The sequence below is a fragment of the Paenalcaligenes sp. Me52 genome (assembly GCF_050487965.1).
Lineage (GTDB): Bacteria > Pseudomonadota > Gammaproteobacteria > Burkholderiales > Burkholderiaceae_B > Paenalcaligenes.
This window is the reverse complement of the sequence record NZ_JBKQFO010000001.1, coordinates 1621229-1634205: the sequence shown is the minus strand read 5'-3', so window position 1 is coordinate 1634205 and position 12977 is coordinate 1621229. Positions and strand designations below refer to the sequence as shown.

General features: G+C 49.0%; 8 protein-coding genes. 2 read left to right on the top strand and 6 right to left on the bottom strand.

Features of this window, described 5'->3' with window-relative positions; genetic code table 11:
* Positions 1 to 275 precede the first annotated feature (275 nt).
* Positions 276 to 1052 carry an AraC family transcriptional regulator gene (locus ACLO87_RS07710; RefSeq protein WP_430223278.1) on the bottom strand — a complete coding sequence of 259 codons (777 nt, stop codon included), beginning with the start codon at positions 1050 to 1052 and terminating at the stop codon, positions 276 to 278.
* Between the two features lie 113 nt (positions 1053 to 1165).
* Here ACLO87_RS07710 and ACLO87_RS07705 point away from each other — a divergent pair, with 113 nt between their 5' ends.
* Together ACLO87_RS07705 and ACLO87_RS07700 are read left to right on the top strand one after the other, a co-directional pair.
* Positions 1166 to 2053, top strand: coding sequence for an EamA family transporter (locus ACLO87_RS07705; protein WP_430223277.1), 888 nt, complete (start codon positions 1166 to 1168; stop codon positions 2051 to 2053).
* An 81-nt stretch (positions 2054 to 2134) separates the two neighbouring features.
* The gene (locus ACLO87_RS07700) at positions 2135 to 2614 is read left to right on the top strand and encodes a tetratricopeptide repeat protein (protein WP_430223276.1); all 480 of its coding nucleotides are present in this window, start codon (positions 2135 to 2137) and stop codon (positions 2612 to 2614) included.
* Positions 2615 to 2681: 67 nt separating this feature from the next.
* Here the strand turns inward: ACLO87_RS07700 and ACLO87_RS07695 are convergent, their stop codons facing one another.
* From ACLO87_RS07695 to ACLO87_RS07675, 5 genes are all read right to left on the bottom strand, one after another.
* Positions 2682 to 5837 (bottom strand): hybrid sensor histidine kinase/response regulator, encoded by a 3156-nt coding sequence (locus tag ACLO87_RS07695; RefSeq protein WP_430223275.1) that lies wholly within the window; start codon positions 5835 to 5837, stop codon positions 2682 to 2684.
* Positions 5838 to 5905: 68 nt separating this feature from the next.
* A complete protein-coding gene (locus ACLO87_RS07690) occupies positions 5906 to 8713 on the bottom strand; it encodes an ATP-binding protein (protein ID WP_430223274.1) in 2808 nt (935 codons plus the stop codon).
* Positions 8710 to 11382 (bottom strand): fimbria/pilus outer membrane usher protein, encoded by a 2673-nt coding sequence (locus tag ACLO87_RS07685; RefSeq protein WP_430223273.1) that lies wholly within the window; start codon positions 11380 to 11382, stop codon positions 8710 to 8712. The genes ACLO87_RS07690 and ACLO87_RS07685 overlap by 4 nt, the downstream gene beginning before the upstream one ends.
* A 132-nt stretch (positions 11383 to 11514) precedes the next feature.
* Positions 11515 to 12258, bottom strand: a complete 744-nt coding sequence (locus ACLO87_RS07680; RefSeq protein ID WP_430223272.1) for a fimbrial biogenesis chaperone — start codon at positions 12256 to 12258, stop codon at positions 11515 to 11517.
* A gap of 66 nt (positions 12259 to 12324) precedes the next feature.
* Complete coding sequence (locus tag ACLO87_RS07675) at positions 12325 to 12888, bottom strand: fimbrial protein (protein ID WP_430223271.1); 564 nt, start codon at positions 12886 to 12888, stop codon at positions 12325 to 12327.
* Positions 12889 to 12977 lie beyond the last annotated feature (89 nt).

Genomic DNA, 12977 nt, shown 5'->3' with positions numbered 1-12977 from the left:
GGATGCGTAAAGTAAGCCTTTTCACGAGATTGCTGACTGAGTGAGTCCTCCTGTGTACGCCGTGCCATTTACTGCTAGCAGCTAGCGTTGAGATAAATGTCCCTCATTCTAGTGAGCAGAAAGAATGGCCTACAAGCGAGCGCTTTTTGCTGAGCGCACAAAAGCTTCCCCGTATGCGCAATACTAGGGAAATCAAGTAGTTAAAGACTGATTTAAGGCGTAAATCTAGGCGTTATTTCTAGCTGTTTTACGGCTCGAATAGCGGCACGTTATGATTAACGCCTCTGAAAATAGCGGCTTGGTACTTCGCCTAGCACAGACTTAAAAGCAGAGGTAAAAGCACTAGAACTGCTATAGCCAAGCTCCATGGCGACGCGAGTAATGGATTGCCCATTTCCCAACCGAACCACGGCCGCTAATAAGCACGCTTGTTGTCGCCACTCTATAAAACTAATCCCCGTATGCATACGGAATAGTCGTGTGAAAGTTCGTCTGCTCATGGCAGCGAGTTTCGCCATATCATCAATACTCATTTCTAATGATGGCGCAGCCAGAAATGCATTACACGCGTAGGCCAATCTAGGTTCAGAAGGCAAGGGAGCGTTAAGCGATAAGGCAGGCATCACCGCAATTTCATGCAATAGCAGCCCCATTAAAAAGCTCTCACGCCCATCCTGCTCATAGCGTAAGGGAACGTCTACGGCTTTTTCTAGTAGCTGTTGCAACAGTGTAGAAACCCCAAACACCTGACAATAGGTGGGTAATCCTACGCGCTGTGCGGCAGTAGGGCTGATATAGCTATTAAGCATCGTGACAGGCCCACGCATTTGCATCGCATGCCCCATATCAGCAGGTACCCAAATAGCTCGCAAAGGTGGAACTGCCCAGTTTCCCGCTTCTGTTTCTACCGTAATAACACCACACGCCGCATACGCAAATTGGCCACGACCATGCGTATGCCAAGGAAATAGCTCCCCGTCCACATAGTCTCGCCGTGTCACCGTGACATCGTGCGGCGTGTGCTCATAAGGTAGGTCGTGTGTGTCTTTCATGGCCCAATTTTATTTCTATTTGACCTTAAATTGAAAGCGGGCCAAACAAGCTACGCGCATAGTGTCGTGGTCATCAAGGCATTCTGCCGCGATTCAGCACAGAGATGAAGATCATGCTCACAAAACACCTAGTTTTAGCCATTCTTGTAACCGCTGTATGGGGGCTTAACTTTCCCATTACGAAGCTTGGTTTAGCGCATATAGACCCCATACTACTTACAGCCATACGCTTTACCTTCGCTGCATTACCGTGGGTGTTCTTTATTAAACGTCCCGCTGTGGCAACTCGCTGGTTAGTGGCCTACGGTTTGATCTTTGGAGTAGCAATGTGGGCACTGATTAATGTGGGGATTGCTTTAGGTGTGCCACCGGGTAACGCCGCATTACTCATTCAATTCAGTGCATTTTTTACAGTAGGGTGGGGCGTTTTACTGTTTCGTGAACGCCTTACGTGGCCACAAGTGATAGGGGTAGTCTTTGCAGCAATCGGGCTGCTGGGTACTTTGGTTAGCAGTCCGAGTAAAGCAACAACGATAGGTTTAGTTCTGGTATTGATTAGTGCCGTTGCATGGAGTATAGGCAACATCATCATCAAGCTATCCAAGGTAAAAGAAATTTTCGCTTTCGTTATATGGGCTAGTCTTTTCCCGCCATTACCTTTACTGCTGATCTCATGGTGGTTACACGGCACAACACCATTTACTACCTTAGCCTTGCACATTGATGCAGTAGCAATTTTTTCCCTTGCCTTTCAAACCTATGCGGCTACCCATTTCTGCTATTGGGGCTGGAATCTGCTGTTGCGTGAATACCCCGCATCCAAAGTAGCACCGTTATCGCTATTAATCCCGGTCTTTGCCACGATTAGCTCTGTTTTTATTGTTAATCAAACTCCTAGCCTTACAGATTGGCTATGTCTTGCTATGATTTTGTCAGCATTAGGGGTTGGCACGAAAAAAGGCTCATCTGTGATGAAAGCCACACATTCTCCAGCCTCATGAACCAACACTATTTTTGTAATCGATACACTACGGCGATAAATATGTACGTAGTTTCGCATCCATCACACATCAGAGATTGATATGAAAGTTGCTTCGTTTCTATTCCTGCTGGTTTTACCAGTGAGCGTACTTGCCAATAATGAATGTACGAGCCCAAATGCACCATTAGCAATCTGTAAAGCAGAAGCGGAAGCAGGGCACGCCATAGCCCAAGTGGCCTTGGGCACAAAATATATGTATGGCGAGGAACTACCGCGAGATGAAGAGCAAGCCTTTAGTTGGTATTTAAAAGCAGCCGAACAAGGTGTGGCGCCTGGCTCTGTAGCGTATATGTATGCCACAGGTACAGGCGTTGAACAAAATGACCAAGAAGCCGCCGTATGGTATGCAAAAGGTGCTGAACAAGGCGATGCCGTATCTCAAGTCAACCTAGGCAGATATTATGAGAATGGCGCAGGCGTTGAGCAGGATATAGATAAAGCCAAGGCTCTCTATAAAGCATCCTGTGAAGGCGGTAATTACTCAGGGTGTGATGAATACAAGCGACTGCAGACACCATAAAAAGGGGACTTAGCTAGATATATGATCGAGCAATACGTAGCACAACAAGTTGCTATGGCGTGCGTCTCTAGGTTTGCTCGATCAATTTGCGTAAGGCATCACAAATCTCAAGCGCCGTTTGATGTCGCGTTTCTGGTTGTTCGGTATTGTCTTTGAAGCTTTGTTCCAGCTCTTTGATTCTATCGGCTATGTCATGCAGTCCCATCACCACCAGAGCACCCGCCATACGATGCAAGACAGCCTGACTTTGGGCCGCATTATCTTCCTGTAAAGCTATTTCCAGCGCCTGCAAATCACTACTCATAGTGCTGCGGAAAATGGCTTTATAACGTTGAGGAACAGGCGAACGACTCAGCGATTTCAGCAGATTATCCAGCGTGGCCAAATCCATTGGCTTCACGAGACAAGCATTCATGCCGCTTTCTATACAGCGCTGAGCCTCATCGCGCATGGCGTTTGCAGTAATGCCAATAATAGGGGCGGTCACTCCCTGTGCTCGTAAGCGTCGAGCCAGTTCCTCGCCGGTCACATTAGGCATATTCACGTCAGTCAGCAACAGATCATGACTGTTGCTATCCCACAGGCTAAGCGCCTCTGCACCATCTTGAGCAAGGGTAACCAGACACCCCAAGCTCTCTAGCTGCTCACATAGCGTGGCCTGATTAAGAGGGTTATCCTCTGCCACCATCACATGCAATCCAGGACTACTATGCGCTTTGATGGCTGCCTTTTTCGGTGGTGGGGTATCCTCAACAACGGGTTCTGTCGTTGTGATTTGTTGCTTCATCCAACGCTCTAGCGCACGAGCAGTACTTTCAGGATTAGTGCCATCAGCCTCAGGCAATGTAGAACTACCATCTCGTGCAGAAACACTGATATAAGGACCAGACCACTGAGGCGCTGGATTACTGCTAGGCATCATTACGTCGAACAAAATATCGTCGGCGCCACCAGTTAACGGTGAGTTTGGCAATATCACGCGCGCCTGAGCATTCCAACGATTAAGCCAAGCGCAAAGGGATTCCGATAACTCAACATGCGGCGTGCGTACATGCAGCCGTAGCCCTTGCAAATTAGGGGGAGGGCAGCGTTCTACGTCTACAGGTTCTATGGTGGTATTCAACGTAAAAGAGAAACTACTGCCTAAGCCTGGCTCACTGGTTAATTGGATCTGACTGCCCATTAACTCTGCGAGTCTGGCGCAAATGGACAAACCTAAACCAGCGCCATGTATGGTGTGCTCGCCAGAGTGAGCAACATAAAAAGGCGTAAACAGATTGTCTTGGCGTTCGTGCGGAATACCTACACCACTATCAGCCACTTGGAACAACAAACTCGTGCGTCCCTGGGCTGCTTGTTCCTGTCGTAGCCGAACAATGATATGCCCGGCCTGGGTGAATTTAACGGCATTACTAATTAAGTTGTTCAGAATCTGGCGTATGTGTAGGGGATCACCCAAGATACTGCGCGGTATGTCTGGATCTACATGGCAGAATAACAGTAAGTTTTTCTGCTGCGCCATGGCCGTATACGTGGCTGTGCAATCTTGCACCAAGGCAACAGGGTCTAAAGGAACTGACTGCACATGCGTTTGACCTGCCTCGATGCGACTGATATCAAGAATATCACTGATGATTTGCAGCAGTTGGCGCGAGGCCCCTTGAATTCGGTCTACCTGTTGTTGCTGTTGAGCGCTAAGCTCGGTCATGGACAGCAACTCCAGCGAGCCCAATACGCCATACAAAGGGGTGCGGATTTCATGGCTCATCGTAGCCAAGAAAGCAGACTTAGCTGTGCTTGCTTCATCAGCCGCTATGCGCGCACGTTCTAACTCACGTTGAATCTCTTCTTGTGCCGTCAGATCCATCAACACACAAAGCAAAACATCTTGTTCCTGGTAGCGACTAGGCGCGCAAGCCAAATGTAAGCTACGACCATCAGCTAAATCCACCTTACCTTCGGTGTTGCTAGGCCACTGCTGCTGTAGTGTGTTGAGGGCAAGGGATAGTGGCGCTTGATCGGGTAAGGTGTCTCCCACCTCGAGTTCCAGCCACTCCAACGCTTGGGCGTTACCAAAAATCACCTGTCTTTCATCTTTGCTGATCACGCACAATGCGACTGGCGACGTATTAATAATGCTGCGGTTGAAGTCTTGGCTTTCCAGCAATGCACGCTGTGCTTGATGCGCAGGCTCTACCACGCCACGCCCATACCAGCGGGCATAAGCTACTCCGCCCAGAAGGCTTAAGAATAGAAAAATCACTGTGCCCAAAGGCACCCAAGAACTATCCAGTAATTGGCTAGGGCTGATCAGATAGCGACCTATCCATGTGCCCGAGGGGTCTTGAATCTGGAAAGCTAGCCCTTGTAGGCTGATGGTGAAGCCGTCCTGACCCAAATCGGGAGAGTCGTCTTTGCCAACTAACAAGCCTTGATCAGCATGATGCAACCAGAACCTATAACCTACTGGCGCTTCAGTTTGATTAAAAAACTCACGTAACCTACCTTTATCAAAGAGGCTCATTGCCTGAAACTGGGTAGGGTCTACACCCGGTAAAGGAAAACCCGGTAAAGAAATCTGCATCATGCCCAGCATATGCAAAGGATGTTTTGGCAACGAGAACCATTGCACCATTGACGCACCAGGCTTGGGCTTTCTGAAAGGTTGAATTTGCTGGCGTGCCTCTTTATACGAAGCAATGGGCAACACCGTATCCGTACGAGAAGACTCCAACTCAGGGATGCTCAAACTGTCTTCCAGATCAGGGTGAAATAGGAAAAAGTAACCTGATGGAAAATAGGAGCGAGCCCAGAACGATGCAAAACTGTCAGCAAGGTCTGCTCCTAACGTGCCGTAAGCCTCTTTAGGAGTATGGCAATCTAGGTCGCAAATCATCGAAAAAGAGACGCTTGCCGTGGGACGCCAGATACTGACAGAACGGCCACTTTCTACAGGTGGGGGTTCAGGTTCTGTACCCGCCTCAAGTTTGGTTGCATCAGCTCTTAGCTGAGCTAGGAAACTTTCCTGCTCATGAATATACGCCAACGTTAAGGTGAAATCTGACTCTAATCTGTAGCGCTCATTGCTGAAAAAATGCTGTCCAGCGACTAGTAATGCACCGAAAAAAATGAGCAAAACGGGGATAGCACTAAGCAATAGCCACGTGTGCCCACGCGAGTGTTGCGTCATGCGATTAAAGGGTGATTTGGCTATGGTTTTCACTGTTCACCGTGTAGTGCTAGTCCTGCCGTATCATACCACCGCACACCACGATGACTGCTCAGAGATTGTCAAGAATGAGCAGTAAAATCAGAGGATTGCACGTGTAGGCTATCGCGCAAAGCCGCCATGTGTAGTGGTTTTATCAACAAAGCATCCATGCCTGCTGCAGACCACTCATTGTCTTTGTCCAAAATGGCATTAGCCGTAACACCAATAATGCGTTGCTTATAACCCTGCGCACGCAAAGCATGGGCAAAAGAGTAGCCATCCATACCGGGCATGAATAAATCGGTGAAGATAATATCAAAACGATTTTTATCGGGTAGTGCCAACGCAGCTTCAGCATTAGATTCCAGATGCACAAGGCACCCCAACAAAGTAAGCTGTTCTTGCAGAATTAGCCGGTTGACAGGGTTATCGTCAACGACCAACACCTGTTGTGTGCGTGCTGGGGGGCTCATAAACTCTACTGTAGTTTGTGTGTTGCCTTCCAACGCCTGAGCCCGCTGTACCGCTTGCATGATGTCGTGCACAGAAATAGAGGCCGTATAAAAAAAGTTGGGCTGTTCAATCAAAGAGATAGACGTTGGGGCGGTGGGCTGCACCACCACTTGATGCCCAGTCCACTCGTTAACAGTACTAGCAACACAAGGCCAACTATGAACCAAGACGGATCCAGGTTGAGCTTGCTGCCCAGTATAGGGAAGAGCATAAGCCCCCCAATGACGCAGCCATTTACAAACATTGGACACAATCTCAGGAATATCCCCCATCACATAAACCGGCCTAAATGCCAGTAAAGATTGTGGAGTGGGTGACATTCCTAACGATGCAGCGACCGGAAGAGTCACTTCAAAAGTCATGCTGGTGCCTAAACCTGGCTCACTGACCACAGACAAAGCCCCTCCCATCAAGCTTGCCAACCTCTGACAAATGGGTAAACCCAGCCCAGTCCCCGGCTCCTTACTCACGCCACCTTCATTCAAACTGAAATAGGGTAAGAATAGCTTAGGTAAAATATCCGCACTGATGCCGTGGCCTGAGTCGGTAATCTGAAAACGTAAAGCTAAGCGGTTGCCAGCCTGAGGCTCAGTATGTAAACGCAGTACCACGTGACCAGAGGTAGTAAATTTAATAGCATTGCTAACTAAATTACTAAGAATCTGACGAATCTTCTGTGGGTCACCAATAGTCGTCAGCAAGGCGTTAATAGGCGTCACGGAGTACAATAACAACCCCTTATTCTGTGAGGTAGCTGCAAAAGCAGCAATCACTTCATCCACTAACTCTTGCACCGAAAACTCACGCGGCTCTAGTGTGACGTGTCCTGCCTCGATACGTGATAAATCTAAGGATTCGCCCACCACTCTGAACAGCGTTTCCGCTGAGCGTCGTAGGGTGTCTAGGTATGGTGACTGCTGATGTTGTTCAGACAAAGCAAGCAGTTCTAAGGTACCTAAAATGCCATATAAGGGCGTGCGTATCTCATGACTCATTGTGGTCAAGAATTGGGTCTTAGCAATATTAGCGTTCTCGGCCATTTGTCGAGCATGGCGCAGAGCCGCTTCTTCCGCTTTCTCTGTAGTGACATCAACAATAGAGCACAGAGCTGCTCGATTACCGCGGTAGTTCAAGCTAATAGCTTGTACACGTACACTACTACCATTTTTTAACGTGACATCCGTGGAAGCACTTTGATCGTGCTCACCCGGCAAACGTGAACGCCATTGATCATCACCTTGCATCCACATACGTGCTTGGGGATTTTCTTGGAAAATCACATCACCACTCGCATCGACCAAGGCCAAACCCACAGGAGCCATCGCAACAAGCTTGCGATTAAGGGTCACACTATCTACTAAGCTTTGCTGTTGTTGGCGTGCGGGCACAAGCAAACGTCGCCTAATCAGGTAGGAGCCGACCAGAACAATGGTCGTGAAAATGGTGAGCGTCAACAAAGCCGTAATGATGGCGCCACGACTATCTAGCAGCAATTTTTGCATTGGCAAAGCATAGAGTACGCGCAGACCTCCTGTGCCAATAGATTTGCTCAGAATAATGTGTTGAGGCCAGCCTTTATTATCAAAACCAAAATAGTCTTGTTGTATCCACTGTAATTCAGCCGAGTCCGGTGGGGCGCTACTGTACAGCACCGCTTGCCCACGTATATCGAACAAAATATATTCAGTGCTAGGCGGTGGTGGAGTCAGCGTTAACGCACGATCTATTTCTTTTAGCTCCAGCCCCAGCCACGCACCTTGGCTATTGTCTCTATCTATAGGGGTATATGCCACCAGCCTTGATGGGGAGTCATCATCTTGATGCAACCAAATCACTGGGATTTGGCGCGCATCCGGTTCGCTGTTAATACTACGTAGGCGTGAAGCCAGCGCATCAGCCTGCGGCTCCCACAATAGACCATCATTGGTTTTATTCAAACGAAAATCACGGGCTGGATTCAGTTCGCTGTAACGCAGAGCACCCGTGCGATGGATAGCATTCCAATGCCTACGTGTCAAAAGCAACATGTATTGATCAAGAGACCCACTGTCTGGCGTGTTGATTGCTTCAAGATTACTACTGATGGGCGATAAGACTAGAGCCTCTGGCGTGACAGCGCTAGCCGCTACAGCACGTAGTAGGACTTCACGCTGATCAAAATACAGTTGAGCATGGTCTGCTGCACTATTAAGTTGGCGACGGTACTCGGAAATTAAGTGCGTGGCTGAAGCATAGAGATATGCCCCAGCCCCTAGAGCTGCACATAAAATCAAAATCAAAGACAAAGCAGCCAATAAAACACTGGGAAAGCGTGGCGCTTGCATAGCCGGAAGGTTTTCACGCATAGTCTCTGCGGCTAACTGAGCTGTTTTCATACAGTACCGTCTTCAGCATCGTTTAGTTTAGCCAAATGTCCAGGCATCACAGGGTCAGCGTCACGTTTAACGCAACGTAGACGAATCAACTGATAATTCTTACCCTCAGTTTCCTCTGACAGCTCATAGTGAGCTCGGCACAACTGACCATCACGGCTGATATCCAAATGGCCGCGCATTTTTTCAGGGGACATCATGGTCAAAATACGCCCACGAGGATCTGTCATACCCAGCTGATTCCCCAAAGCATCGTGCACCATTGCACCAAAGGGTAGGGTAGTGCCTTGCTCATCATGCAGCTCAAACTGCACGCGATGACCTACTTCCGCTTTGAAAGTAACCAGAGCAATCGCCCCACGAGTGGGAACAACTTGCTGCACAGCGTTATCAAACTCAGCATTGCGCGGGGCACGACGAGTGTCCAGGCTGACATGGTTGCTGCGGTACGGTGTAGCGTTAGGAATAATGGCATAGCCATTGGCACCTGTTTCAACGCCTGCGTGGCTAGACACGCCTACACCCGCAACCGTTGGTTCCACTTTGGCCAGCATAATAGTTTCACCTAAGGCTTGGCCTAAGTTCACGCCACCACTGTGTACTACGATCGAACCATTAGCTGAGAAGTTACCAGAGCGATATTTGCTGCCGTGGGAGTACCCGGCATTCAAGCGAGCAAAAGATGTCGCCGTCCCTACGTTGATAGAAGCTGTGTTTTCCCCTGTAGCACTACGGCCCCCAGAGACGGCATAGCTGATTTCACGCTCGGTTGGCAATAATCCATTAACACCCACCTGCACAGCATTACCGTTCTTATCATGGTTAAAAGTGGTGAAGCTTTGTGGTGCCTTAGGGCCACTGCCTAACGGAATGCTCAGGGTCAGCATGATGACATTATCTTGCGAACGCGAACCGCCAAACGAAGACTGTAGGTTTCGTGTACGCGTGTACGACAAGTTGTAATTCACCTTACCTATATTGTTGCTATAGCCTACTGAGAGGCTATTGGAAGAATTGTTCTCCCAGCCTTTGTTGTACGAGGCATTAAGGTACAAATTACCACCCGCTATGGGTTGGCTGATGTTTGCATCAAGGCGTTGACGTGTATCTCGCTGACCATATAGACGGAAATGCTCAGGCACGTCTACCGCCTCAATATGATCAGACAATGTACGGTAACCCCGGCTCAGATCACGGCGCAGATTGACGGAGACATTCGAACCGGTAGCCTCAATGAACTTGCTATAACGCACGTTCATACTGGTACCTTGTGTTTGCTCGCCCTGAACTCGACTCGTGGATCGAATGGCATCAAGAGATACAGCGCCTAACTGGGTATTCATGCCCACGCCAACGGAATAGGCATTGAAGTCTTTAGAGACTTGAGCGCCTGCAGCCACAGAGGTGTTGGCACTCATGCCATAGAGCATAGTGCCGCTCACAAAATTGGGGCGTTCTTCTATATCGTTACTCAGTCGCAGTTGACCAACAGCAATGTCATAACGCAAGCGTCCTTCACGCACCATCAAAGGAGGGGCTGAAAAGGCTTGACGCAGCGTGCGACGCGAACCATCAGCTTCAATAATGGTGATTTCCAAATCACCATTTGAGCCAGATGGAGACAAATCCGTGATCGCGAAAGGGCCAGGTGCAACGTTGGTGGTGTAGATTACGTAGCCATTCTGTCTTACTTCCACAGTGGCATTGCTTTCTGCAGTACCACGGATAACAGGCGCATAACCTTGCTCGCTATCCGGGCGCATGGCATCGTCAGAAAACATTTGCACACCCAGAAAACGTACGCTGTCAAAAAGCGGCGAGCGAGTGTATGTTTCTCCCGCTAATACTTGGCTTTTCAAGCTAACGATATCGCGTTGTACATAGGTATTCTGACTAGTGAAAGAGCTAGAACGGTTACTACCGGCTGTGTAGTACGAGTTATTACGCAAGCGCCAAGGACCAATATTCACCCCCATGCGTAAATCCACACTGACGTGATTACTGGAAGACATCTCTTTGCTTTGGTCGCGGCGCATATTCACGCCATAATTCACAAAAGCAGCGGCTTGGCCAGCATCCCAGAAAGCAGGGTCTATATACCCACGCTTGCTAGGGCTTAAGTAAATCTGTGGAATGCTCAGCATCAAGCGTAATTGAGCACTTTCATAGATTACTGAAGCATCTGGAATAACTTCTGGCAACCGTAGACAGGCAGCTTCATCCGACACAGGGGTTGGCAGCTTACTCAAATCTATCCCTAGCTGATCCAACATTTCCTTATCAAAACAAGGCTCGTTCTCGTCGGTGCGCGGGTTACGCTTAAAAACAATATCTCGTCTTCCGGTGCGCTCCTGATTCACATATAAGTCCACGCGCTGCACACCCTCTGGCACGTTGCTGTTAGACAGTAGGGCACGCAGATCAGCGGTGGAAGCACTTCCGTGCAGAAAGGCAGTATTAAAGCCTAAGGACTCAGCATTATCCAATGCAGCCACTTGTACAGGTTCAGCGGTAGTGCTCTCGGCCTTTATTGGTGTCGTCAGTTGAGTTTCCGCCTGTGCAGTGGCAGCGGCAATAACCATACTGGGAAGCAAAGCAAGTCGCAACACGACCAGCGGTTGATGGCTGATAGTGCGAACGCTATGGCTGAACAGATGGTTTTTTGTAAACATGACTCTGCACCCTAGGGGCGTAATTGACGATTTAAAGACGTACAAGGGCTCCTGCTACTGAATTACGACCAGTAGCCGAAAGGGGGGCAAACGTGAAGGGAGAGGAGGGGGCGGCAAACTAGGCCGCCTTTTTTAAGGAGTGTCGACGCTCACAGCGCGACCTTGAACCTTAGTCGGTCCATTCAAGCGGACTTCATAAGCATCGGCGCTGCCATAGTCACTGATAGCACTAAACTGTAAAGTGGCCTGAGAAGCCGTGCGGCCTAATGGCAGTAGACGAGTCTGGCCAGGAGCAATCATGCCAGGGTCTTCCAGTTCCTGCCCTGCAGCATTTTGCAGAGTAGACATAGACACGTGATAAGCGCTGGGGTTATGAATTTCCAGCTGATTATTTACCACTGCCCACTGTAATTGCTCAGGGGCTTCGGCTGCCGAGCCAGGCAATCCATCAGGACGGAAAAAGAGTTTGATTCGTTGGCGAATAGCAATTTGCAACTGATTTTCGCCAGGCCCCTGTTGGGGGATTTCCTGAACATTTAACCAGAGCACAGTTTCACGGTCCGTAGGCAGACCTTGATCTCCACCTGCGTATAACACACGCATAACCTGTTGCCCATTAGGAGCAACTTTCACCAATGCAGGTGTAATGGCAAATGGCAATTCTGCTTGATCGTGATCAGTATTAGTTTCTAGCCAAGACTGCACCAAAATGGGTGAGTTTTCGTTACGAACAACGATGGACGCCTCTTGTTGTTTCTCGGGAAGAATCAGACGAGTACCGCTCAAGGAGATGGCTGCTTGCGCTTGGCTATTCAACAAAACAGCACTCAGGGCCAAACACCCAACAGCCAGTTTCTTTAACGTTAAGATCGACATGGTTTATTCTCCTTGAGGGTAGAGCTGCCAGAGGGCGTCACCCTTTGGCAGCTACTTAAGCGGGGCTTATTCGTAAGACAGCTCGTAAGCAACAGTAGCGTTGGCTTGACCACCGACAACATCAGCCACATCAGAACCAGCTTTACGGGTGTAGTACGCAGTCAGAGGGATGCTAATAGCGCCATCAGCGTAAGGAGCATCCAACGTGGTGCTACCACTTGTGAAGTCCAAGATTTTGTCGTTGCTGACCAACATGATCTGCACGTTTTGCGCGCCACCAGTTACCGCAATGCCTTTACCAGAAACAGCAGTAGGAGCCAGCTTCAAGGACACTTTAGTGCCAGTAGCACATTCAACTTGCATGTCGATGTTTTTAGAAATGGCTGTCAGACCACCAGCAGATGTGGCTGGAGCAGCTTCGGTACCCAGTGTTTTAGCAGTAACAGGACCCATATCTACCAACATGTTGGCACCAGTACTGGATGCGCCTGGTGAACGTACGGTACAACTGTCAGCGTTGATACTACCTACAAAGTTGATGTTACCGCGAGCACCGATAGTAGATTCTGCTTGAGCACCAGTAGCAGCGAAAGCGGAAAGGATAGTGAGGCCTAAAAGGATCTTTTTCATGATTGATTTAACTTCCGATTGTTGAACAAACGAAGCAACCTTGTTATACGCCTTGGGGCGCTCAAAGGTTCCCTAATATGTGCATTGTT